The organism is Pseudoalteromonas sp. NS-SX12 (assembly GCF_057367955.1).
The window spans coordinates 428275-451849 of the sequence record NZ_CM170634.1 but is presented as its reverse complement, the minus strand read 5'-3'; the positions used below and the strand labels follow the sequence as shown (position 1 = coordinate 451849).

Here is a 23575-nt window from a genome sequence, read left to right as displayed (position 1 = left end):
GAGTAATTACAATTGTCATGATGTTTGTGAGTGTTAACTTATACGCAGCAAACAAAATTGACAGTGTGCGTGTTTGGCCGTCTCCCGAAAGCACCCGTGTGGTACTCGATATGAAAGAGAAGCCTGAATACAGCTACTTCTTTTTGAAAAATCCATTGCGCTTGGTGGTTGATATAAAATCAACACCAGGGCGCGCAGCAACATTTCCAAAAATTGATAAAAAACATCAATTAATTAAAAAAATTCGCTACAGCACACCAAAGCGAAAATCTGATACGCGCCTAGTATTTGAACTGTTAGCACCGGTTAAACCGGTTATCTTTTCACTCGCACCAACAGGCCCGTATAGCGACCGACTTGTATTCGATTTATACAGTAAAGAAAAACCGAAAGCGCAAACCGTTGTAAAAAGCCGCGATATTAGCAGTGATAGAGACATTGTTGTTGCAATCGATGCAGGGCACGGTGGTGAGGACCCAGGCTCTATTGGCCCATCTGGTACTTATGAAAAAACGATTACATTACAAATAGCAAAACGTTTGGCAGCTAAGATCAACGCAGAAAAAGGTATGTCGGCAATTATGCCGCGTACCGGTGATTACTACGTAAAATACAATACGCGTACTCAGCGCGCTCGAACCAAAAAAGCGGATTTCTTTATTTCTATTCATGCTGATGCATTTACGTCGCCGCAACCTCGCGGAGGCTCTGTTTGGGTACTTTCACTAAGACGTGCTAATTCAGAAATTGGTAAATGGATAGAAAATCGAGAACAACACTCTGAGCTATTAGGTGGTGCGGCAGATGTGTTAAAAGATACTCAGCAAGAGCGTTATTTGGCGCAAGCATTGCTCGATATGTCGATGGATCACTCAATGAAAACCGGCTTTGAAGTGGCTGAAGATGTAATTAGTGAAATGCGAAAAGTCACACGCATGCATAAAAAAGTGCCGCAGGCTGCGAGTTTGGCTGTATTAAAATCACCTGATATTCCCTCTATTTTGGTTGAGACAGGCTTTATATCTAACCCAACCGAAGAGCGTTTGCTAAAAACCAGAGACCACCAAGAAAAGCTCGCGACGGCAATTTTTAAATCGGTAAAGGCATATTTTAGAAATAATCCTCCTGAAGATTCATATTTTGCCAAGCTGAAAAAAGATCAACCGCGTTTTCATAAGGTACGTTCAGGCGAATCTCTTAGTGTGCTTGCGAGTCGTTATGGGGTAACGGTTAGCTCTTTGAAAAAGGCTAATAAGTTATCGTCGAATACGTTATACATCGGGCAAAATTTAGCTATTCCACGTAGCTAATAGTGCCTCGATTTTAGAACTTGTAATTATGTCTATACAAATATTACCCGCGCGTCTTGCCAACCAAATAGCTGCTGGTGAAGTAGTAGAACGCCCCGCATCAGTGGTTAAAGAGCTGGTGGAAAACAGTTTAGATGCGGGTGCGACGCGCATTCAAATTGATATTGAACGCGGTGGTCACAAACTAATACGTATTCGCGATAATGGCTTTGGTATCGACAAAGACCAACTCACTTTAGCGTTGTCACGCCATGCAACCAGCAAAATAAAGTCACTTGATGACTTAGAGCAAATCGCATCTTTAGGTTTTCGTGGCGAAGCCTTGGCGTCAATTAGCTCAGTATCGCGTTTAACATTGACCTCTAAAACTGAGGCACAAAGCGAAGCGTGGCAAGCTTATGCCGAAGGGCGAGATATGGCGGTACAAATTACGCCTGCCTCGCATCCCAATGGCACAACAATAGAAGTTGTAGACCTGTTTTTTAATACACCTGCTCGACGCAAATTTTTACGTACGGAAAAAACCGAATTTCACCATATTGATGAATTGCTGAAGCGTATTGCATTGTCGCGTTTTGATGTGGCAATTACGCTTAAGCATAACGGTAAAACTGTGCGTCAATATCGTGCGCAAATGCAGCAAGAAAATTACGTCAAGCGCGTAGCCCAAGTTGCGGGAAAAGTCTTTGAACAGCAGGCTGTCTATGTCGATTCTGGTGATGAGCGCTTACGCCTGTATGGCTGGGTATTACCCGTTGGTGATAAAACAGAGCCGCAGTACACTTATGTTAATGGTCGAATGATGCGTGATAAGTTAATTTTTCACGCTATTCGTCAAACATTTGAAGAATATGCTTCAGGCTATGATATTCCGGGTTTTGTTATTTACCTTGAAATAGAGCCGCGCCAAGTCGATGTGAATGTACACCCAGCGAAACACGAAGTACGCTTTCATCAAGGGCGTTTAGTGCATGATTTTATTGTACAAGCAGTGAGGCAAGCGATTAGTTTTGAACAGCCGCTTGATCTCGCGCCAAGCAATGAGACTAGTGATTACCTACTACAGCAAATGCATCAATTTGATGCTGAGCATGAACCCAGCGCGGCGAGTACGCCGCAAGTGCGTGAACAAAGTGCCTCTTTTTCTGGGTCTAGTGGTAGTTCGGGTTACAAAAAGCCGCTAATGCAGCATCATCAAGTACCTGATAGCGTAAAACAGCATTCGGTAAATGCCTTCTATCAGGGAGTCGCCGATCAGGTCATTGAATCCGCAGTGCATCACACGCTTAATGATATGCCGCAATCAACTAATAGCGCAGAATGCATTGAGTTATTGCCGTTACGCCAAGGAAAAGCACTGCGCAGTGTAAATGGTGAGCCACAGTTGATCGATCTTACGCCTGCAATCCTTACCCTTTGGCAAACGCATGTTGAACAACAAGGGCAACTTGAAAGTAAAAGTTTGCTGTTACCTGTACGTATCAATTTATCGTCAGACTTGCTTGATAAAGTGCAAGACAACCTTTCATGGTTAGGAATTCTTGGTTTTGATATTGCTGTCAACTCTCAGTTTTTGTTAGTAAAAAAATTACCTGAGGTTTTATATTCAGTGGATGTTAATCAAATCTTAGATAACTTGTTTGACCATGCATTGCGACAAAATGAAAAAACCGATCTGACGTTTTGGCTGACTTGGCTGAAAAATATTGCCTTAGTTCAGCCTCTGGGCTACACAATTACTAAGCAATTAGTCGAGTTAGTGGTAAAAAAGCCTGAATTAATTGCCAGTTTTAAAACGAAAACTGTTAAAATTGACATAGAAAACAGTCTTTTTGACTAACCGATTAATTTTTAGTTTAGCAAGGAAAAACGTTGCAACAATTGCCAATTATTTGCTTAATGGGACCGACTGCTTCCGGTAAAACCGACTTAGCTATTCAACTTTGTCAGCATTTAAATACCGAAGTAATAAGCGTCGACTCTGCGTTGGTATACAAAGGCATGGATATTGGTTCCGCGAAGCCGAATGCTGAAGAGTTGGCATTAGCACCGCATCGACTTATCGATTTAATCGATCCTGCTGATAGTTATTCTGCAGCTGACTTTCGTCGTGATGCGCTAGATAATATTGCCCAGTTGCATAGCCAAGGCAAAATTCCGCTCTTGGTGGGTGGCACTATGATGTATTTCAAAGCGTTACTTGAAGGCTTGTCACCCTTACCAAATGCAGACCAAGCAATTCGTGCTGAACTTGAGCAAGAAGCGCAAGTGAAAGGCTGGCCTGCACTGCATCAAGAACTGACACAGGTCGATCCAGTTGCAGCTGCAAAAATTAATGAAAATGACTCACAGCGCATTAATCGCGCTTTAGAGGTATACCGTTTAACGGGTAAACCAATGAGTGAGCTACAAAAGGTTAAGTCAGAACCGTTACCTTTTGATGTTTTACAGTTTGCGATTGCACCGAGCGATCGCGCTGTGTTACACCAACGTATTGAAAAAAGATTTAAAATAATGCTCGATATGGGGTTTGAAAAAGAAGTTCTGGCCTTATATACAAGAAAGGACTTACATCCAGACCTACCGTCTATTCGCTGTGTAGGTTATCGTCAAATGTGGGATTATCTCGCGGGCGAGGATGATTATGATGAAATGGTTTTTAAGGGCATAGCTGCTACGCGTCAGCTTGCTAAACGTCAGTTGACTTGGTTACGTGGCTGGCAAAATATTACTTGGCTAGAATCAGGCGATGAAGAAAACTTGCAACGCGTGTTAAGTTCGCTAAGCTAGTAAAGTGGTGCAGTAAAAATAATTGAATTCGTTAGAGTTATCGAATTTTATAAGAACACCTAGAACTAAGGAAAATAACAATGGCAAAAGGCCAATCATTACAAGACCCATTTTTGAACGCGTTACGCCGTGAACGTATTCCTGTAGCAATTTATTTAGTTAACGGCATCAAGCTACAAGGCAAAATTCAGTCATTTGACCAATTTGTAATTTTACTAGAAAACACTGTAAACCAAATGGTTTACAAACACGCTATTTCAACTGTTGTACCTGCGCGAGCTGTTAATTTCCAAGCAACTCAGGGCGGTGCAGAAGACGAGAGCGGTAACTACTAATTAATAGGAGTTTAATGCTTGTTTGACCGTTATGAAGCCGGTGAACAGGCAGTCTTAGTTCATATCGAATTTCCAAATGAAGGCGATCGTGAAGATTTGCAAGAATTGGAAATGCTCGTTTCTTCAGCTGGTGTAAATGCATTGACGATTGTGCAAGGCAGTCGTCAATCACCGCATGCCAAATACTTCGTCGGAAGCGGTAAAGCTGAGGAAATTGCTGAGATTGTCAAAATCCATGATGCAGATGTAATCATCTTTAATCACGAATTATCCCCCTCACAAGAACGTAACTTAGAGGCGATATGTAAATGTCGCGTGCTTGATAGAACGAGTTTGATTCTTGATATCTTTGCGCAAAGAGCGCGTACTCATGAAGGTAAGCTACAAGTAGAACTTGCGCAATTACGCCATATTTCTACCCGATTGATTCGAGGTTGGACTCACCTTGAAAGGCAAAAAGGGGGCATAGGTTTACGAGGTCCGGGTGAAACCCAGCTTGAAACCGACCGCCGTTTAATTCGTGGCAAAATTAAAAATATTTTAAAGCGCTTAGAAAAAGTAGCTAAACAACGTGAACAAGGACGCCGCGCACGAAACCGAAATGAAATTCCAACCGTATCATTAGTTGGCTATACCAATGCGGGTAAATCAACCTTGTTTAATCGCATCACCGACAGTGATGTATATGCGGCGGATCAGTTGTTTGCGACGCTTGACCCAACACTTCGTAAAATTGAAGTGCCAGATTTGGGACCAACAATTCTTGCCGATACTGTTGGTTTTATTAGGCATTTACCGCATGACTTAGTCGCTGCGTTTAAATCAACGTTAGCTGAGACCCGTGAAGCGGATTTACAACTTCACGTGATTGATGTCGCAGATGCAAGGCGTCAAGAAAATATCGAACAAGTACAAGATGTACTGAGAGAAATCGATGCTGATGAAGTACCGCAGTTATTGGTTTACAACAAAATCGATTTAGTGGAAGAGGTGTCTCCACGTATTGATCGCAATGATGAAGGTCGACCTATTCGCGTTTGGTTATCGGCACAAACTGGGGTAGGTTGTGAACTATTGCTTGAAGCGATTGGCGAATGCTTAGCGGAACAAATGTTCCATGAAAATATGCGCATTCCACCGCAATTAGGTCGCTTACAAGGTGCGCTTTATCGATTAAATGCGGTGCAAGCTGAAAACTTTGATGAGCTGGGGAATTGGCTATTAGATGTCAGGTTACCTATGTCAGACTGGCAGCGCTTGAAAAAAGAGTTCGGTGAGCAAATACAAGAATTAGTGGTTTAACTTTTCAAAAATATTTGTTTACCGTAAAAATTAGAAAATCCCCTAAGGTTTTGGTAAATTTACCAAAGTTTAATTTTAATTATTAATATTGGAGTGACGCTATGGCCTGGAACGAGCCGGGTAACAATGGCAACGACAAAGACCCATGGAATAACAAGGGCGGTCGAGATCAGGGTCCACCTGATTTAGATGAAGTGTTCCGCAAATACGGCGACCGCTTTGGTGGCTTATTTGGCGGCAAAAAAGGATCAAGCAACGGCGGTTTAAGTGGCCCTGCACTGGTATTTGTTTTAATTATCGCTATTACTGTTTGGGCTATCAGTGGTTTTTACACGGTGAAAGAAGCAGAGCGTGGTGTTGTATTACGCTTCGGTCAGTTCCATGAAGTTGCTATGCCAGGTCTTCGTTGGAAAATGACGTTTGTTGACCGTGTCATCCCTGTAGATATTGAAGCAGTGCGTTCACTTTCTGCATCAGGCTTTATGCTTACCGAAGATGAGAACGTAGTAAGTGTTGAGTTCGTGGTTCAGTACCGTGTTACCGATGCATATTTATACCGCTTCAGCGTAACGGATGCAGATCACAGCTTACAGCAAGCGCTTGATAGTGCACTGCGTTATGTTGTTGGTCATGCAAAAATGGATGATGTGTTAACGAAAGGCCGTGAGCAGGTGCGTCAAGACACTTGGCAGGAGCTCGAGAAAATTATCACGCCATATAACTTAGGTATCGTACTGACAGACGTTAACTTTAAAGATGCGCGTCCACCGGCAGAAGTTAAAGATGCGTTTGATGATGCAATTGCTGCACAAGAAGATGAAGAGCGTTTTATTCGTGAAGCTGAAGCATATCAACGTGAGATTGAACCAACTGCGCGTGGTCGTGTAACACGTATGACGCAAGAAGCAGAAGCGTATAAAGAGCGTGTAACGCTTGAAGCGCAAGGTGAAATCGCACGTTTTGAGCGTCTATTACCAGAATACCAAGCTGCTAAAGAAGTAACGCGTCAGCGTCTTTATATCGATGCGATGGAAGAAGTATTAGGTAATACGTCAAAGGTAATTGTTGATGTAGAAGGTGGTAACAATATGATGTATTTACCGCTTGATAAAATTATTCAGCAATCGAAAGAAAATGCAACACCTGCTCGTCAACGCAATGACGTTGATAATTTAAGACAGCAACTAGGTACAACGAAAAACAGTCAGCTAAATTCGGCGAATGACCGCTACTCTAGCGACCGTTATAACTCTGGGAGATACAATCAATGAAAAACTTTGGTTTAGTTATTGTTGTTATTCTAGCGATGCTTAGTTTTTCTGGTCTGTTTGTGGTGCCAGAAGGTCAAAAGGCAATTGTATTAGAGTTTAGTAAAGTTAAGAAAGATAGCGAAGGTAACCCGGTTGTGTATGAGCCAGGTCTGCAATTTAAAATGCCGTTTATCTCTCAAGTACGTAAGCTAGATTCGCGTATTCAAACACTAGACGGTTCACCAGATCGCTTTGTAACAAGCGAAAAGAAAGACTTAATTGTTGATTCGTATGTTAAATGGCGTGTTAAAGACTTCAGTAAGTTTTACCTGCGTGCACGTGGTGATAAGCAATATGCTGAAACACTACTTAAGCAAAAGGTGAACAATGGTTTAAGAACTAACTTTGGTTCGCGCACAATTCGCGAGATTGTGTCAGGTGAGCGTAGCGCACTAATGGAAGAGGCATTATCGCAAGCTTCTGAAAGTGCTGCTGAGTTAGGTATTGAAGTGCTTGACGTACGTGTGAAGAAAATTAATTTACCGACAGAAGTAAGTAATTCAATTTTCCAACGTATGCGCGCTGAGCGTTCTGCTGTAGCGAAAGAACACCGTTCGGAAGGTATGGAGAAGGCTGAAGAAATTCGCGCTGACGTAGACCGTCGTGTAACGGTTATGCTTGCTGATGCAGAGCGTAATGCACGAAGTGTACGTGGTGAAGGTGATGCGTTAGCAGCAAAAATTTATGCTGATGCGTACAACAAAGACGCTGAATTCTATAGCTTCTTACGCAGCTTAGATGCTTACAAAGCAACCTTTAAAAACAAAGAAGACGTTATGGTGCTTAGCCCTGATAGTGACTTCTTTAAATATATGAAGCAAACCGGTAAGTAAATTACCCAGTTGCAATATAATATTGAAAGCCCTGCACTTGCAGGGCTTTTTTATGGAGAAAATAATGAGCTTTGATGTATTGCTATTGGCGTTTGCTTTGTTGTTAATTTTTGAAGGGCTTGGGCCTGCTTTATTTCCAGCGAAATGGCGCGAGTATTTACGCGAAATAGCGCAATTAGCTGATCCGCAATTGCGGATGATAGGCGTTGCTTTAATCTTGATTGGTTGGCTGCTTTTTATGTGGCTAAAACCATAAAATAAAAAACAACCAAGAGATTAAATAAAAATTAAATTTATTAGTAAATTATCTAAAAACAACAGTGCTTAATGAGCTTGTATATACCAATTTAATTGAAGTTATTTAGATAAAATGATGAAAAAAGCTGCTAAACGGGGTGATCTTTGCCCCCATTTTTTGATAGAATCTGCGCCTAATTTTCTTTAAGTGAAGTTACAATGGGTAAAAACGTCGTTGTATTAGGCACCCAATGGGGTGACGAAGGTAAAGGTAAGGTTGTTGACCTACTAACAGATAAAGCGTCTTTAGTTGTACGTTATCAAGGTGGTCACAACGCAGGTCACACACTCGTTATTAACGGTGAGAAAACAGTTCTTCACCTTATCCCATCAGGTGTTCTACGTGACAATGTTAAATGTGTAATCGGTAACGGTGTAGTATTAGCACCAGATGCACTTATGCGCGAAATCGGCATGCTTGAAGAGCGTGGTGTTCCGGTTAGAGAGCGTTTATTAATTTCTGAAGCATGTCCACTAATCCTACCGTATCACGTAGCATTAGACATGGCTCGTGAAGAAGCACGTGGCGCTAAAGCTATCGGTACTACAGGTCGTGGTATTGGTCCAGCTTACGAAGATAAAGTGGCGCGTCGTGGCTTACGTGTTGGCGATTTATTTAACCCAGAGTTATTCGCTGAAAAACTAAAAGAAGTACTTGAGTATCATAACTTTACACTAGTTAATTACTACAAAGTTGATCCAGTTGATTACCAAGAAACATTAGATGCAGCAATGGCTGTTGCTGACATTCTTAAGTCTATGGTTGTTGACGTTACTGAGTTACTTGACCAAGCACGCACTAATGGCGAGCACATCTTATTTGAAGGTGCACAAGGTACGCTACTTGATATCGACCACGGTACATACCCATATGTTACGTCTTCAAATACAACGGCTGGCGGTGTTGCAACGGGTGCTGGTTTTGGTCCATTAAACCTAGATTACGTATTAGGTATCGTGAAAGCATACACAACACGTGTTGGTTCAGGTCCTTTCCCAACGGAACTTTATGACGGTTTAGATAAGCAAGACCCTGTTGGCAAACACTTAGGTGACAAAGGTCACGAGTTTGGTGCAACAACGGGTCGTTTACGTCGTACAGGTTGGTTCGATGCTGTTGCAATGCGTCGTGCGGTACAAATTAACTCTATTACAGGCTTCTGTTTAACTAAACTAGACGTATTAGACGGTTTAGAAACAATCAAAATCTGTACAGGTTACCAGCTTGAAGATGGCGCAGTTACAAACGTAACACCACTTGCTGCTGAAGGTTACGAGAAAGTAACACCAGTATACGAAGAGATGCCAGGTTGGAGCGAAAATACGTTCGGTGTAACAACTTACGAAGGCTTACCGCAAGCAGCACGTAACTACATCAAGCGTTTAGAAGAAATCACTGGTGTACCAATCGATATCATTTCGACTGGCCCAGATCGTGTAGAAACAATGATTGTACGTAACCCATTTGGTGAGTAAATTTAGTTTCTAGAAAAAAGCTGCAGTTTGCAGCTTTTTTTATGCCTAAAATTCAAAGGTTGGTATATATTTTGTATCAATTATTTTAAATTGGTATGAGCTCCAGTTCTGTTATACCAATTCTGTTAAGTATGTGATCAGGGATAGCGTTGGATAAATGAAATGGTAACAAGGCGGAATTTTTCTTATGTAGTTGTTATACATTGATAAATTCTAACGCAGTTAGCATGATATTTAGCCCGCTGAGATGATCAGCTATTTGAGTGAATTGGTATTAAATATTTGAACACGTTTATCGCGCTAATTATAAGTGTAGCGCGGTAGTTAGCTCACTGAATGATTAACTAGTTAAGTGGATTGACTTAATTAGCCTCGAATATCTGAGAATTATTATGCGTTTATTTATGCGAACATTGTGTCAAACCTTTGCTGCAACAGGGCTACTTTTTAGCTCTGCAAATGTACTTGCCGAAAACCCTGAACTTCAAGCAGTGCAAATCTACAGCCAAGATGAACTCATTAAACTCATAAATAAAAATGAACATTTAACACGAGTAAAGCTCGATGATTGCCAACTTGTGCAAGATATCGAAGCGCGTGCAAGTAAAATGAAAATCCCTGCATACCAGTTTTTATATGGCGATATGTTGGCGTATGCAGTATGTGTAGAACGCGATGTTGATCTTGGCGTGTATTACATGCGCGAAGCGGCAGATCAGGGTTTAGCGGCGGCACTAGAGCAACTTGGTCGCTATTACCATGTAGGTCAATTAGTGCAGCGCGATATCAATAAAGCCATTATTTATCTACGCGAGGCCGCATCGCTTGGTAATTTAAATGCACAAATTAGGCTTGTTGATTTGTTTAACGCGGGGCTTGGTAGCCCTCGTGATTTTGAAGATGCATACCGCTGGCTTAATAGCGCTTTAATTTACGATAAAAAGCGCCATCAAGAAGTCGCGAAAAAGCTGGCATTGCTCGCTGAAAAAATGCCACCGAGCGCCTTAGCTCGCGCCAAAAAATAGAACGCCATGTAACTTAACGATTATGCTTGTGCGAACTGCTCTTTATCGGGCAGCCAACGGGCAATAATTTGCTCAGCAAGGTCGCTATATTCAGTTAAAAAGCGTTTAGCGACGGGCCTAACTTGTTCTACTAGGGCCTTGTCTCGCACAAGATCAGCAATTCTAAATTCTGCAAGTCCCGTCTGCTTTGTACCAAGCACTTCGCCGGGCCCACGGATCTCCAAATCTCGCTCTGCAATGACAAAGCCGTCATTGCTATCGCGCAGCACTCCTAAGCGTTTCTGACCTGTGTTAGATAGTGGAGGGTGATACAGTAGTACGCAATGCGATGCAACTGAGCCACGGCCAACACGGCCGCGTAACTGGTGTAATTGGGCAAGCCCTAAACGTTCTGGGTTTTCAATAATAATTAAGCTAGCGTTAGGTACATCTACCCCAACTTCTATTACGGTTGTAGCAACCAGTACGTCTATTTTGCCCGCTTTAAACTCCGACATGATGAACTGCTTTTCACTTGGTTTCATGCGGCCGTGTACCAATTCGATAGCAACGTCAGGTAGCGCTTTAGCTAATTCTTTTGCGCTATCCTCCGCAGCTTGACATTGCAATGCCTCAGATTCTTCTATTAGCGTACACACCCAATAAACCTGACGCTTGTCTTGTAGCACCGACTGCTGTACACGGTTAATAATGTCTTGGCGGCGGGTATCTGGTATAGCCACCGTTGTAATAGGTGTTCTGCCCGGTGGTAATTCGTCAATAATCGATGTTTCTAAATCGGCATAGGCGGTCATTGCTAAGGTGCGTGGAATAGGGGTTGCGGTCATAACTAACTGGTGTGGATAGCAATTGCCATTACGACCTTTTTCACGTAATTCTAAACGTTGGTGTACGCCAAAGCGGTGTTGTTCATCAATAATAATCAGTGCGAGATTATTAAAGCTCACTTGTTCTTGGAATAACGCATGGGTGCCGACAATCATTTGTGCTTCGCCGGAGGCTATTTGCTCAAGTGCTACAGTGCGTTCTTTGCCTTTAGTTTTACCCGCTAACCACGCAATTTTAATCCCTAACGGCTCAAACCAAGTTCGAAAAGCGTTAGCGTGCTGCTCGGCTAAAATCTCGGTAGGTGCCATTAGGGCAACTTGATAACCTTGGCTAATTGCCGTAAGTGCTGACATTGCTGCCACTAACGTTTTGCCCGAACCAACATCGCCTTGTACTAATCGCATCATAGGGTAGGGCTGAGTCAGATCGTGTTTAATTTCTGCCACTACACGCTGTTGCGCATTAGTTGGTGTGAAAGGTAGCTGGGCAAGTAGCTGTGGCTCAAGAGAATTTGTTGGTGGCAAGGTTACCGCATGATGCACTTGCCCTTTGGCACGCAGTTTTAAAAGGCTTAAATTTTGTGCCAGTATTTCTTCAAATGCGAGTCGTTGCTGAGCAGGGTGAAGCCCTTGTTCAAGCAATAGCGTACTTTCCTCAGGACTTGGTTTGTGAAGCGTTAGTAAGGCTTTTTGTAAACTGTACCCTTGTGGTTGATACTGAGCTGGCAAGAGTTCTTGAATATCATAGCGCTCTAGTAAAGCTACGGCTTGGCTACTTAGTTTGCGTAACGACAGCTGCTTTAAGCCTTCCGTTGTTGGGTAAACGGGCGTAAGTGATTCTTCAACTTGGCTTGTCGCATGCTCATCGATGATTTTATACTCGGGATGAGCCATTTCATAGCCGTTCCTACCACGGCGAATTTCTCCAAAACAGCGTATTTTACTGCCCGCAGTTAAATTATTTTTTTGCGCAGCGGTAAAAGTGAAAAAGCGTAAGGTTAGTCTGCCTGTGCCATCGTTAACTTGGCAATTAAGCATGCGGCGTTTACCAAAGCTGATATTGGTATTTTCAATAGTCGCTTCAATGCTGACATGATAGTGCGCTTGCAGCTCGCAAATAGGGTAAATGCGAGTGCGATCTTCATAGCGCAGCGGTAAATGAAAGAGTAAGTCTTGTACGGTAAAAATATGCAGCTTTGCTAAACGCTCTGCAATTTTAGGCCCAGCACCTTTCAGTTCAGTGATGGGGTATGAGGCAAGATCAATTGCCATAGCTATCCTTTCGTTTTTACCGTCCTTGGTTTTTAACAGGTTAAGTTTAAAGTTGCAATAGATAACTGTAAAAATAACCAGTGTTTGGCTTAAGCTTTTTTGACAAAGCGTAGGGTATTCCAAAACGCTTCGTCAGCGACAATTTCACCCTCATCATCGAGTTTTGGGTAAGCTAGGCCTTTTTGTCGGCATTGTTGCGCGATAATAGGGTGGCAGCCTTCAAATAGTAATGTGTGCTTGGTGTTTTTATCTAAGTGGTCATTAGGTTGATACATGTCTGCGTTTTCACGCTGACGCTGTGCTTCATACAGAATTAACGCTGCGGCAACGGATACATTTAATGACTGCACCATGCCTTCCATTGGAATGATAATATGCTGGTCTGCATGAGCGAGTGCTTTGTCGGAAATACCATCGCGCTCTTGGCCAACAATAACGGCAGTTGGCTTAGTGTAATCGATTTCACGAAAATCAACGGCGCTATCTGATAGGTTGGTCGCTAAAATTTGCACGCCTGGAATTTGTTCACGAAGTGCTTTTACCGCATCATCAATATCATCGTGCATATGGGTTTCTACCCAGTTTTTACTGCCACCCGATGTATTATTAGTTAAACGGCGCTGTTCTCTTGGCCAAACCGCATGGACATGGTGACAACCAACAGCGTCAGCGGTTCTAACAATTGCTGATAAATTATGATGTTTGTGCACTTCGTCTAAGCACACAGTTAAATCAATTTGACGTTTGTCGAGTACAGATTTTACGCGTTTGTAACGGTTGTCGGCCATGGTTATTCTCCGGAAAATTCGCGGCGATTATACCTAGCTGGTGTGTCTCTCGCAATTATTCTGCATCGCAGTGAAATGTTATGGCGTTACATCTCGGTTAATTGGGTTTTGTAAGGAGATTAAGGTCTCGGTTGATTGGATTACATCAATAGCTTGTATTTTATTGATTAGCACGTCTTGCAGGTGATCAATTGAACGTGTCACAACCTTAATAAAAATACTGTAATTACCTGTGGTGTAATAGGCTTCTACCACTTCTTCTAACGCTTCTAAGCGCTTGATAGTGTCGGGATAATCTTTGGCATTTTTTAAGTTAATACCAATAAAACAACATACGTCGTAACCTAGATTTTTTTCGTTAATAGAAACTTTTGTGCCGGTAATAATATTGGCTTGTTTCATTTTCTCAACACGTACGTGAATTGTGCCAGCACTGACTTCAAACTTTTTTGCTAGCTCAGCATAAGGCACGCGCGCGTTATCCATCAACGCGTGCAGAATCGATTTGTCGAGATTATCCATTTTGTATTGGGTCATAATTTTGGTTAGGTTGTTTTAAACTCTAATTCGATTTTGTTTTTATCAATACGTGCAGTAAGGGGTGGGTAAGTGCGCGCCGTTTTGAGTACTTTGTTAAAAATACGCAGCTCTACGTTCGAGTGTAGTGCTTTTTGTACTTCGAGATAGCAGTAATCACGGAGCATATGAATGGCACGTTCTAGCTTGGCGGCTTTATTTGGCAGTAACTCAATTAGCTGTTCGTTTAGGTTTTGCTTATCAGAGATTTCAATTAATAGATTTTGTTGTTTATCGGCATCTTCGATAGACAGTGCTTTATCAAACTCAGACTCGAGCGCTTCTAGCTGCTGATTACATAAGCGCACTTGTTCAAAAATTTCGTCGGTGCGGTTTTTCAATAATACAGCTGCATGACCTAAGTGAATTTCTGTATGCGCACCTTTGTCGGTGCCCACTTCACCACAGATCATGGTTTTAGCATCAAGCACTTTACCGCCAATGAGTTTACCATCCCCTTTTTCAGGGTTGCCGATCATTAGCTCGTTTTTCGCTTTAATGTGGCAGTGGCTTGCCTGGCTTTTAATTTTAACCTGATTGCCAGATAAGTACGTATATTGTGCGTAGCTGATGGTTAAGTTGCCTTCACAGCTAATTTTATTCGAAAGCTCATCGTTCTCTTTGTGGTGGCCTAAACAGCCTTCTTTAATTTCTATGCTGCCTGTGGCGTTTAGCTCCGCAGATTCAACGCTACCAAATACGGTAATGTCGCCTTTTGCGGTTACTTTCATACCCGGTTCAATATTCTCGGTAATGATTACTGAACCGTCAAAATCAATATGGCCTGATTTTACGTCTACATTAGGAATGGTAAATACATCGTCAACGCGCATACCGTATTTGTCATCAACAGGAACGCCGGCAATAGTAGCAACTAGGTACTTATCGTCGGTGCCACTTAGTTCAGTGCCGTCACCTGCAATTAATTTTACTTCATCGCCCGGTTTGGCTTTTAGTGTTTCACCAAGTACGTTAAATCCGTCTTTGCCTAATGTGGCAAAGTGGTGCGTCATTAGGGTATCACCGGGTTTTACACTGGCGAGTGCGCCAAAATCACGCATATCTACAGAACCATCTTCGCGGCGCTTCGGTTGACGCACGCGGTCGGCAAGAGTTTGTACATTCTTTTCAAGCGAACCGTTTTTACCGGCAACAGGAATTTGCCCTTTGGCAATTACGCTCGAAAGCTCTTTGCCTGGCATTGCCTCAAATTGCTTACCTAGTAACGACTCTAACCAAACTTGTTTGTAACCTCGGGTGATGTTGGCTTGTTTAATGATTTCAACGGCCTGTTCCATGCTCATCAATTCACCGCCATAGGCAGTGGTTAACACGGCGGTTGCAGCCATTTTGTCTTCACTGACCGACACTGTCAGTGTTGCATCGTGTTTTTCCGCAACAATCAGTTCGTCAAAGTCGGGATCGCGAAAAGCCTCTTTCACTTCTTTTGTTAAAACATAACAATCGGCGAATTCAGAGTTAGCGAGTGCTTGAAAGACAAAGTCAGCACTCGGCGGCATGGGCGTTTGCTCAGAAACTGTCAGTACAACTTGATTTTCGTTATTAAGAGTAAACACTTAAGCTCCTAGGCCATTATGATTAACAAACTATACATGTTTTTTTAGCATAAAAAAAAGGGCATAACAGCCCTTTATATTTAATTTTTTCATTATTTTATTAATGAATTAAATTAATTAGTTGATGGTAACTCTAAAATGCCATCAATTTCGATTTGTGAACCTTTTGGCAGTTCAGCAACGCCAATCGCAGCGCGCGCTGGATACGGTTCGTTAAAATACTGGCTCATCACTTCATTTACGGTTGCGAAGTTAGATAGGTCGGTTAGGAAAATATTTACTTTAACCATGTTTTGAATTTCGCCGCCAGCAGCCTGACATACAGACACGAGATTTTTAAATACTTGGTGTGTTTGTTCAGTGAAATCGTCTGATACCATTTCCATGGTTTCAGGAACCAGTGGAATTTGGCCTGAAAGGTAAACCGTTGTACCTACTTTTACTGCTTGGCTATAGGTGCCAATTGCTGCAGGTGCTGTATCAGTGCTAATAATTGATTTTGTCATAATTTATCTTCTTAATTATTTTCGGCGATATACTTTTTGTACATCTGGCATTACTCGAATTCGGCGCATTATGTTAGCGACATGGATGCGGTCTTTCACTGTGATACCTAGATCGATTAGGTATAAGTTACTCTCTTTTTCTTCGGTACTAATTTCAACAATGTTTGCCGCGGTCGTTGATACTAAATTCGTTAATTTAGCGAGTGCGCCTTGGTGGTTTATAATTTCAACACGTAGTGCTGCAATATATTCTTTTTCTGGGTTGTCTTCCCATTTCACAACAAAATATTTAGAGCGTTCTTGCTGCCAACCGCGAATGTTCTTACATTCTTGGCGATGAACAGTAAGGCCTTTACCTTGGCTAATATGCGCAACAATTTCATCGCCAGGAACAGGGCGGCAGCACTTAGAGTAGTTAATTAACATCCCTTCAGTACCAATAATGGCCGCTTTTTTGTTGTGGTTTAGTTCGCCGACATCTTCGCCTTGTTCTTGTAGCAAACGCTTTGCGACCAGTAGGCTTAAAATGTTACCTGAACCAATTTCTATTAATAATTTATCAAGTGAATCAACATTATGTTCTTCCACTGTGCGTGCCAGCGCTTCTTCACTTACATCGCTTAAATGGTGCTCGCCAAGTGCTGAATCTAAAAGGCGACGCCCTAATTGCAGTGCTTCTTCGTGCTCTTGCTTCTTAAGGTATTTTTGCACGCCCATACGTGCTTTTGCGGTAACAATAAAGTTAAGCCAAGTCGCGTTAGGGTGAGCACCTGAGCTAGTAATAACCTCAACCGTTTGGCCGGTATCAAGCGCCGCATTTAGTGGGTAAGGCTTTCTGTTCACCCGCACGCCAACACAAGTGTTACCAACATCGGTGTGAACTGCGTAGGCAAAATCGACCGCTGTGGCGCCCATTGGTAATTCAATTATGCGACCATCTGGCGTGAATACATAAATCTCTTCAGGGAAAAGTTCTGTTTTAACGTTTTCAACAAATTCGAATGATGAGCCTGCGCTTTGTTGTAATTCAAGTAAGCTTTGCATCCACTGGCGAGCGCGTTGTTGCGCCGTATTACCCGCACTATCACCCGCTTTTTTGTAAAGCCAGTGTGCGGCAACCCCTTTATCAGCCATTTGATCCATTTCATGGGTGCGAATTTGAATTTCAACGGGAATACCATGAGGACCTACAAGCGAGGTATGCAAAGACTGATAGCCATTGGTTTTTGGTACGGCGATGTAGTCTTTAAAGCGCGTTTCGATTGGTTTGTATAGGTTGTGCACAACCCCAAGTACGCGGTAGCAGGTGTCCATTGAATTGGCGACAATGCGAAACGCGTAAATATCCATTACTTCGTTAAACATCAGCTCTTTGTTTAGCATTTTACGGTAAATGCTATAAAGGTGTTTTTCGCGGCCTGATACTTCAACTTCAATGCCCGATTCTTCAATGCGCGAGATAATTTCATTTTGAATATTTTGAATAATCTCTTTACGGTTGCCACGTGCTTTAGTGACTTCGTTTTTTAGCGCGCGGTGACGCATTGGGTAAAGCGCTTGAAAACCTAAATCTTCCAATTCATTTTTAATGTCATGAATACCAAGACGGTTGGCTATTGGGGCAAAAATCTCAAGTGTTTCACGGGCAATGCGACGACGTTTTTCAGGACGCAGTGCGCCAAGTGTTCGCATATTGTGTGTGCGGTCTGCAAGCTTGATAAGAATAACGCGAATATCTTGCGTCATTGCCATAATCATTTTGCGATAGTTTTCCGCTTGGAATTCTTTTTGATCTTTAAAGCTGAGTTTATCGAGCTTTGACACACCCTCAACCAGTTCGGCAACGGTATCGCCAAAAATTTCAGCAAGGTCTTGTTGGCTGAAATCGGTATCTTCAATCACGTCATGCATTAATGCAGCCATTAAGGTTTCGTGATCTAAGCGCATATTGGCAAGTATTTGTGTCACCTCAACAGGGTGGGTGATATAGGGTTCACCACTTGAACGTGTTTGACCTTCATGTGCGTCACGCGCAACCACATAGGCCTTTTGCACAAGTTCAACTTGCTCTGGCGTTAAATATTCTGAGATGTTCTTTTTAAGACCTTCAAAAAGATACATTGATGCTCCAATACTAGCTATAGAGGGGAATTGATAACAATATACGATGAATTGGAAGGGATTGCCAACGACTGTTTCTTATTAAAAAGTCGAACAGTCGCTGGAAAAGCTACTCAGCTAAGGAAAGCGTGAGTAGGGAGCAATAATTATTGCTTATTGGTGACCACCACCAACGATAGCAGCAACCGCAGCTAGCTCAGCCGCTTCTTGGTTTTGCTGATCTTCGCGCTCTAGTGAATCTAAAGAATCATTGGTGATGAAACCTTTTTCAATTTCACGTAGTGCGATTACAGTTGGCTTGTCGTTTTCAGCATCAACCATAGGATCTTTGCCACCAGTTGCGATTTGGCGCGCACGGCGAGCCGCAACTAAAATAAGGTCAAAACGGTTACCAATCTTATCTACTGCATCTTCAACAGTTACTCGAGCCATCAGGCACTCCAAAAATTTATTATTCGCAAAAGCGTAGTTTACTTGATGCGAAGAAAATAGCCAATACTTGGATTAATTTAATCCGCTAATAAGTCGTTCAGCAATTGCTGGTGCTTATGCGTTTGGTTGGTTTGTGCCAAGCGCGAGGCAAAGACAATGGTTTCCAACTGGTAAAGTGCCGTATCAAAATCATCATTCACAATGAGATAATCGTATTCATTGTAATGAGAGGTTTCTGATTGTGCTTTTGCCATACGGCTCGCGATGACTTCGGCGCTGTCTTGACCTCGGCTATTTAAACGCGCTTCAAGTTCTTGCTTTGATGGTGGCAAAATAAAAATAGTGCGTACATCTGAAACAAGCTCTCTTACTTGGCGCGCGCCTTGCCAATCAATATCTAAAAAAACATCGATGCCATTCGCTAATTGCGTTTCAATGCTTTGTTTTGACGTACCATAGTAGTTATCAAACACTTGTGCCCATTCAAAAAAGCCATCATCAGCAATGACTTGTTTAAATTCATCTTGCGTTACAAAATGATAGTGCACGCCGTTTTCTTCACCCGGACGAGGTGAGCGTGTGGTGTGTGATACCGATACTTTCATATCGCTATGGCGTTCTAACAGTGCGTTGATAAGGCTTGATTTACCTGCACCAGAAGGTGCTGACAAAATAAACAAATTACCACGAGCTTGGCTCATAATCTTTCCTAAAACATAAGTTTCGCTAAACCACCGACTTGCTAATTCAGTAGGCAGTCAGCACAATGGCGATATTATAAAAACTCGCAGCGCATTTAGAAAGCGATAGGCGACTTTTAATTGACAAAGAATTGTAAGAAATGAGTAAAGAAAGCCAAAAAATTATTGTTGGGTCGACTAATCCCGTAAAAATAAATGCAGTAAGCAATGCATTTTCTGCCATGTTTCCAAACATTGAATTTACCTGTGAAGGTGTATTTGCACCATCCGAGGTGGCAGACCAACCAATGACCGCAGAAGAAACCTTACTTGGTGCAAAAAACCGAGTTGCTTACACAAAAGCGCATTTTCAGGCGGATTGGTATGTTGCGATAGAGGGCGGTGTAGATAACTTTAGTTATGGTCCTGCGACCTTTGCTTACATTGTGATTGATAACAAACAGCATGTGCAAGTTGGCCGCAGTAGCAATTTACCTATGCCAAATGTGGTTTATTCTGCGCTTTGCGACGGTGAAGAGCTGGGTCATGTAATGGATAGGTTATTTGACACTGAGAATATTAAACAAAAGGGCGGGGCAATGGCGTTGTTAACGAATAACTCAGTCACCCGAGAGAGCGTTTACACCATGGCGATTACTACAGCGCTTGCACCATTTGTTAATCAACAACTGTTTAAATTGTAAATTGGATAATTAATGAAGTACCAATGGATCGTTTTTGATGCCGATGAAACCTTGTTTCATTTTGATGCATTTGCAGGTTTAAAACAGCTATTTTCAAACTACGATATCGTATTTGAAAAGTCTGATTTTGATGAGTTTCAAGCCGTTAATAAGCCGCTTTGGGTGGATTATCAAAATGGCACAATTACCGCTAAAGAATTACAAATAAAGCGTTTCACACGTTGGGGTGAAACGTTAGACGTGGCACCTGAATTACTTAATCAACAATTTATTGAAGCCATGGCTGATATTTGTCAGTGTTTGCCGGGGGCGCGTAAATTACTTGAGTTACTGCATGGTAAAGCAAAGCTTGCGATTATCACTAACGGCTTTACCGCACTGCAGCAGGTGCGCCTAGCTCGCACTGAGTTAACGCACTTTTTTGAGCATGTCATTATCTCTGAGCAAGTGGGTGTGGCAAAACCGAATATTGCGATTTTCGACCATGCGCTGCAGCTGTTTGGCAATCCAGATAAATCAAACGTGTTGATGGTAGGTGATACGTTGAGTTCAGATATTTTAGGTGGTAAAAATGCGGGCCTTGATACTTGCTGGATTAATCATGCGGGTGAAAAAGAATTAGATACGGTAGGTGCTACCTATCAAGTTAACTGCTTAACGGGTTTGTATAATCTGATTACCTCATTACAAGCCGAAAGCAATTAGTGCTTTCGGCTTTGAATTAACGTCATACTTCAAATTTGGCGATTTCTTTTTCCAGATTTTTAGTAAATGATTTAATTTGATCTGTGGCTTTATGCGCATCGAGTGAAACGCGCGCAGTATTTTCAGCGGTATCAGAAATATGCACTACTCGCTGCGCTGTATCTTCACCTGCTTGCAGCTGCTCTTTTGCTGCAACAGAGATCTGATGGCTCATTTCCGTAATCGCCGAGAGCGACTCAGCAATACGCGTAAGTTCTTCGGCGGCTTTTTGTGATTTGGTAACGGTTTCCTCACTGGTGCTAATACTTTGCGTTACCGATGATTTGGCATCTTTGGTTGCCGATTGTAGTTTAGCAATCATTTGTTGAATTTCTTCAGTGCTGGCTTGGGTACGCTGGGCTAGCTGACGTACTTCGTCAGCAACAACCGCAAAACCGCGTCCTTGGTCGCCTGCACGGGCTGCCTCAATTGCGGCATTAAGGGCAAGTAAGTTGGTTTGCTCAGCAATGCCTTGGATAACACTTAACACGCTTTCGATATTATTTACTTCGTCATCTAAGGTTTGAATATTATCGCCTGCATTTTCAATTTGCTTTTCGAGCAGCTCAATTGTTTTGGCTGCTTCTTTAGTAAGAATATTCGCGCTTTTACCTTGTTCTTCAGCTTCTTTTACTGAATACGCAGCTTGCTCAGCGTGGTCGGCGACCGTTGCGGCTGATGCAGTTAGTTCGGTAATTGCAGAAGCAACCACATGGGTTTCTTTACTCAGTGAATTTGTGAGCTGATCGAGCTCTTGCGAACGTGTTTCAGAAGCGCGCACTTCATCTTGCAGCGCATCAGATACATTTTTGATACCACCAACCACTTCTTGCAAACCGAGTTGCATATAGTTAATTGCGCCGGCGACACTGTTTTCATCTGCGCTTTGAAATGCATGGGTCGTTTTTAAGTTACCGCGAGAGGCGCTCATTACGGCGGATTGAACATGGTTAATTTCACCACCCAAAGATTTATTTAAATCTAGGCCAAATTTGGCAAGTACGACTGATAGCACAACGGCTATGAAAATTGACAGTGTAAGTAGCCAACTTGCCGTTTGCCAGTATCGCTCGTCTACTTCTTTGTAGCTAATTCCGGTACCTATGTACCAGCCCCAATCTTTTGTTTTTTGTACTACAGACGTTAAATCGACCACTTCGCCTTCGCGCTCAGAATCCCAATGGTAGGTAATGATTTGTCCGGTTTTATTGCCAACTAAACGTTCTACCATAGCGCCAATACTGCCACCGCTGGCATCTTTAAAGTCGTTAAAGCTTGTACCGTGTAGTTGAGGGTCGTGTGGCGTGGCTACGAAATTGAGTTGTTTATCTACCACATAAACGTATTCAGAGTCGTGGTATTTGTTTTCTCTGAGCATTTGAGTGGCGAGTTGTTTTGCTTGCTCTTCATTGAGCGTGCCATTTTTGCTGGCGAGTTCAAATTGGTTGACGATATTAACTGTGCTTTTCATCAGCTGGTTAATACGTGCGATATTGTCCATTTCACTGGCTTGTCGTAAGGCTTTTAAACCTAGCCCTGCAAGTGAAATTAGCGAGAGAAATAAAACAACCGTAAAAATGACTATTTTATTCTTTAAGGTTAGTGAATTCATAGGCGTTTCCTCACATCTACCTTTATAAGTGGTACATCATAGCGCTGTCGCTAAGCTGCTGTTAGCGCCATCCTGTTGTGGTATGCAAAGTGAGAGAGGAATTGATTAATTTTGTTGAAGTTTAATTTTTATTTAATCAATTCTTAGATACCGTTTGATTAAACACTAACTGCTCGTTAATGTTTAATCAAGCGTTAATCGATGGTTAAATTTCATGTTCCCAAAGTAGTGTTACTAACTGGAAATTGTTTCAATTTCGTGCTGAGTTAGTGGGCGATATTCACCAGGTGCTAAGTTTGGATCAAGCGCCACAGTGCCAATTTTTTCACGATGAAGCGCCACTACGCGGTTATCAACAGCAGCTAGCATGCGTTTAACTTGGTGATATTTACCTTCATAAATTGAAAGGCGCATAGAATAATCAGCGATTTTTTCAACGATAGCTGGCTTTGTTGCACTTTTTTCACCATGTAACATCACGCCATCAGTTAGTTGTTCGCACATTTCGTCTGTAATTGGCTGCTCTGTTTCAATTAAATACACTTTGTATTTTTGATGGCGCGGTGAAGTGATTTTGTGGCTCCAGTCGCCGTCTGATGTAATTAACACAAGCCCTGTCGTATCGATATCAAGTCGCCCTGCAACATGGAGTTTATCCATCATAGGTTCATCGAGTAGATCAAAGACGGTTTGATGCATTTCATCGCTATTGGCGCAAATAAAGTCTTCCGGTTTATTCAGCATGTAATAGCGCTCACCCACTGCGGTGATCTCTTCACCATACCAAGTCACAGCGTCATCGCGAGTTACTTGTGTATCGGCTTTGATAATCACTTCGCCATTAATTGTTGCGTGTTTTCTTTTAATACCTATCTTTGCTTTTGAGCGCGGCACTTCGGCAAAATGGCTTAAAAATTTATCAAGGCGGCAAGGGAATTTAATCGTCATGGCAGTGCTTATTACGGAACCAAAAATAATAGCGGGAGTATACGCAGAGATATAAAAAAAGCCAGTAAAGCTTAGCTTTACTGGCTTTTAAGCAACAAACATTGGGAAAT

22 protein-coding genes are annotated in these 23575 nt (G+C 42.3%); 12 read left to right on the top strand and 10 right to left on the bottom strand.

Going from position 1 to position 23575, the window contains the following annotated elements:
• The first annotated feature begins 17 nt into the window (after positions 1-17).
• The 10 genes from AC2IOM_RS02145 (at position 18) to AC2IOM_RS02100 (ending at position 10678) form a co-directional block, all read left to right on the top strand.
• Positions 18-1310 carry an N-acetylmuramoyl-L-alanine amidase gene (locus tag AC2IOM_RS02145; RefSeq protein WP_198521131.1) on the top strand — a complete coding sequence of 431 codons (1293 nt, stop codon included), beginning with the start codon at positions 18-20 and terminating at the stop codon, positions 1308-1310.
• A gap of 28 nt (positions 1311-1338) precedes the next feature.
• A complete protein-coding gene (gene mutL, locus AC2IOM_RS02140; RefSeq protein ID WP_486358970.1) occupies positions 1339-3150 on the top strand; it encodes a DNA mismatch repair endonuclease MutL in 1812 nt (603 codons plus the stop codon).
• A 32-nt stretch (positions 3151-3182) separates the two neighbouring features.
• Positions 3183-4100: a tRNA (adenosine(37)-N6)-dimethylallyltransferase MiaA gene (gene miaA, locus AC2IOM_RS02135; RefSeq protein WP_100912633.1), complete on the top strand. Its 918-nt coding sequence runs from the start codon at positions 3183-3185 to the stop codon at positions 4098-4100.
• An 80-nt stretch (positions 4101-4180) separates the two neighbouring features.
• Positions 4181-4435 carry an RNA chaperone Hfq gene (gene hfq / locus AC2IOM_RS02130; protein ID WP_010561063.1) on the top strand — a complete coding sequence of 85 codons (255 nt, stop codon included), beginning with the start codon at positions 4181-4183 and terminating at the stop codon, positions 4433-4435.
• Positions 4436-4453: 18 nt separating this feature from the next.
• A complete protein-coding gene (gene hflX, locus AC2IOM_RS02125; protein WP_100912634.1) occupies positions 4454-5737 on the top strand; it encodes a ribosome rescue GTPase HflX in 1284 nt (427 codons plus the stop codon).
• A 101-nt stretch (positions 5738-5838) separates the two neighbouring features.
• A complete protein-coding gene (hflK, locus tag AC2IOM_RS02120; RefSeq protein ID WP_054979085.1) occupies positions 5839-7008 on the top strand; it encodes an FtsH protease activity modulator HflK in 1170 nt (389 codons plus the stop codon).
• The gene (hflC, locus tag AC2IOM_RS02115; protein ID WP_054979086.1) at positions 7005-7880 is read left to right on the top strand and encodes a protease modulator HflC; all 876 of its coding nucleotides are present in this window, start codon (positions 7005-7007) and stop codon (positions 7878-7880) included. The genes hflK and hflC overlap by 4 nt, the downstream gene beginning before the upstream one ends.
• A gap of 64 nt (positions 7881-7944) precedes the next feature.
• The gene (locus tag AC2IOM_RS02110) at positions 7945-8136 is read left to right on the top strand and encodes a DUF2065 domain-containing protein (protein ID WP_010561059.1); all 192 of its coding nucleotides are present in this window, start codon (positions 7945-7947) and stop codon (positions 8134-8136) included.
• A 200-nt stretch (positions 8137-8336) separates the two neighbouring features.
• The gene (locus tag AC2IOM_RS02105; RefSeq protein WP_486358969.1) at positions 8337-9653 is read left to right on the top strand and encodes an adenylosuccinate synthase; all 1317 of its coding nucleotides are present in this window, start codon (positions 8337-8339) and stop codon (positions 9651-9653) included.
• A 392-nt stretch (positions 9654-10045) separates the two neighbouring features.
• A complete protein-coding gene (locus tag AC2IOM_RS02100) occupies positions 10046-10678 on the top strand; it encodes a tetratricopeptide repeat protein (protein ID WP_486358968.1) in 633 nt (210 codons plus the stop codon).
• A gap of 20 nt (positions 10679-10698) precedes the next feature.
• Here AC2IOM_RS02100 and recG read toward each other — a convergent pair whose 3' ends face one another.
• From recG to gmk, 8 genes are all read right to left on the bottom strand, one after another.
• Positions 10699-12783 (bottom strand): ATP-dependent DNA helicase RecG, encoded by a 2085-nt coding sequence (gene recG / locus AC2IOM_RS02095; RefSeq protein WP_486359570.1) that lies wholly within the window; start codon positions 12781-12783, stop codon positions 10699-10701.
• 83 nt (positions 12784-12866) lie between these two features.
• A complete protein-coding gene (trmH, locus tag AC2IOM_RS02090) occupies positions 12867-13565 on the bottom strand; it encodes a tRNA (guanosine(18)-2'-O)-methyltransferase TrmH (protein WP_486358967.1) in 699 nt (232 codons plus the stop codon).
• A gap of 78 nt (positions 13566-13643) precedes the next feature.
• Complete coding sequence (asnC, locus tag AC2IOM_RS02085) at positions 13644-14102, bottom strand: transcriptional regulator AsnC (protein WP_010561054.1); 459 nt, start codon at positions 14100-14102, stop codon at positions 13644-13646.
• An 8-nt stretch (positions 14103-14110) separates the two neighbouring features.
• On the bottom strand, positions 14111-15718 hold the full coding sequence (locus AC2IOM_RS02080) for a DUF342 domain-containing protein (RefSeq protein WP_486358966.1): 1608 nt from the start codon (positions 15716-15718) through the stop codon (positions 14111-14113).
• 113 nt (positions 15719-15831) lie between these two features.
• Positions 15832-16224: a RidA family protein gene (locus AC2IOM_RS02075; protein WP_010561052.1), complete on the bottom strand. Its 393-nt coding sequence runs from the start codon at positions 16222-16224 to the stop codon at positions 15832-15834.
• Positions 16225-16239: 15 nt separating this feature from the next.
• Complete coding sequence (spoT, locus tag AC2IOM_RS02070; RefSeq protein WP_486358965.1) at positions 16240-18345, bottom strand: bifunctional GTP diphosphokinase/guanosine-3',5'-bis pyrophosphate 3'-pyrophosphohydrolase; 2106 nt, start codon at positions 18343-18345, stop codon at positions 16240-16242.
• A gap of 153 nt (positions 18346-18498) precedes the next feature.
• A complete protein-coding gene (gene rpoZ, locus AC2IOM_RS02065) occupies positions 18499-18777 on the bottom strand; it encodes a DNA-directed RNA polymerase subunit omega (protein WP_010561050.1) in 279 nt (92 codons plus the stop codon).
• A gap of 77 nt (positions 18778-18854) precedes the next feature.
• A complete protein-coding gene (gene gmk / locus AC2IOM_RS02060) occupies positions 18855-19478 on the bottom strand; it encodes a guanylate kinase (RefSeq protein WP_010561049.1) in 624 nt (207 codons plus the stop codon).
• A 140-nt stretch (positions 19479-19618) separates the two neighbouring features.
• On the opposite strand from gmk, the gene yjjX reads away from it, so the two are divergent.
• Together yjjX and yjjG are read left to right on the top strand one after the other, a co-directional pair.
• Positions 19619-20161, top strand: a complete 543-nt coding sequence (gene yjjX / locus AC2IOM_RS02055; protein WP_486358964.1) for an inosine/xanthosine triphosphatase — start codon at positions 19619-19621, stop codon at positions 20159-20161.
• Positions 20162-20173: 12 nt separating this feature from the next.
• Positions 20174-20866: a pyrimidine 5'-nucleotidase gene (yjjG, locus tag AC2IOM_RS02050; protein ID WP_486358963.1), complete on the top strand. Its 693-nt coding sequence runs from the start codon at positions 20174-20176 to the stop codon at positions 20864-20866.
• 22 nt (positions 20867-20888) lie between these two features.
• On the opposite strand, the gene AC2IOM_RS02045 is transcribed toward yjjG, so the two are convergent.
• Positions 20889-22517, bottom strand: a complete 1629-nt coding sequence (locus AC2IOM_RS02045; protein WP_486358962.1) for a methyl-accepting chemotaxis protein — start codon at positions 22515-22517, stop codon at positions 20889-20891.
• 234 nt (positions 22518-22751) lie between these two features.
• Positions 22752-23459 carry a 16S rRNA pseudouridine(516) synthase RsuA gene (rsuA, locus tag AC2IOM_RS02040; RefSeq protein WP_100914486.1) on the bottom strand — a complete coding sequence of 236 codons (708 nt, stop codon included), beginning with the start codon at positions 23457-23459 and terminating at the stop codon, positions 22752-22754.
• Positions 23460-23575 lie beyond the last annotated feature (116 nt).

What these genes read in the sequence shown, in the direction of transcription:
- rpoZ (WP_010561050.1), bottom strand. Translation starts at nt 18,777, where the DNA reads ATGGCTCGAGTAACTGTTGAAGATGCAGTAGATAAGATTGGTAACCGT.
- mutL (WP_486358970.1), top strand. Translation starts at nt 1,339, where the DNA reads ATGTCTATACAAATATTACCCGCGCGTCTTGCCAACCAAATAGCTGCT.
- asnC (WP_010561054.1), bottom strand. Translation starts at nt 14,102, where the DNA reads ATGACCCAATACAAAATGGATAATCTCGACAAATCGATTCTGCACGCG.
- hflK (WP_054979085.1), top strand. Translation starts at nt 5,839, where the DNA reads ATGGCCTGGAACGAGCCGGGTAACAATGGCAACGACAAAGACCCATGG.
- hfq (WP_010561063.1), top strand. Translation starts at nt 4,181, where the DNA reads ATGGCAAAAGGCCAATCATTACAAGACCCATTTTTGAACGCGTTACGC.
- yjjX (WP_486358964.1), top strand. Translation starts at nt 19,619, where the DNA reads ATGAGTAAAGAAAGCCAAAAAATTATTGTTGGGTCGACTAATCCCGTA.
- gmk (WP_010561049.1), bottom strand. Translation starts at nt 19,478, where the DNA reads ATGAGCCAAGCTCGTGGTAATTTGTTTATTTTGTCAGCACCTTCTGGT.
- AC2IOM_RS02145 (WP_198521131.1), top strand. Translation starts at nt 18, where the DNA reads ATGATGTTTGTGAGTGTTAACTTATACGCAGCAAACAAAATTGACAGT.
- trmH (WP_486358967.1), bottom strand. Translation starts at nt 13,565, where the DNA reads ATGGCCGACAACCGTTACAAACGCGTAAAATCTGTACTCGACAAACGT.
- AC2IOM_RS02100 (WP_486358968.1), top strand. Translation starts at nt 10,046, where the DNA reads ATGCGTTTATTTATGCGAACATTGTGTCAAACCTTTGCTGCAACAGGG.
- hflC (WP_054979086.1), top strand. Translation starts at nt 7,005, where the DNA reads ATGAAAAACTTTGGTTTAGTTATTGTTGTTATTCTAGCGATGCTTAGT.
- spoT (WP_486358965.1), bottom strand. Translation starts at nt 18,345, where the DNA reads ATGTATCTTTTTGAAGGTCTTAAAAAGAACATCTCAGAATATTTAACG.
- AC2IOM_RS02105 (WP_486358969.1), top strand. Translation starts at nt 8,337, where the DNA reads ATGGGTAAAAACGTCGTTGTATTAGGCACCCAATGGGGTGACGAAGGT.
- AC2IOM_RS02075 (WP_010561052.1), bottom strand. Translation starts at nt 16,224, where the DNA reads ATGACAAAATCAATTATTAGCACTGATACAGCACCTGCAGCAATTGGC.
- yjjG (WP_486358963.1), top strand. Translation starts at nt 20,174, where the DNA reads ATGAAGTACCAATGGATCGTTTTTGATGCCGATGAAACCTTGTTTCAT.
- AC2IOM_RS02045 (WP_486358962.1), bottom strand. Translation starts at nt 22,517, where the DNA reads ATGAATTCACTAACCTTAAAGAATAAAATAGTCATTTTTACGGTTGTT.
- AC2IOM_RS02110 (WP_010561059.1), top strand. Translation starts at nt 7,945, where the DNA reads ATGAGCTTTGATGTATTGCTATTGGCGTTTGCTTTGTTGTTAATTTTT.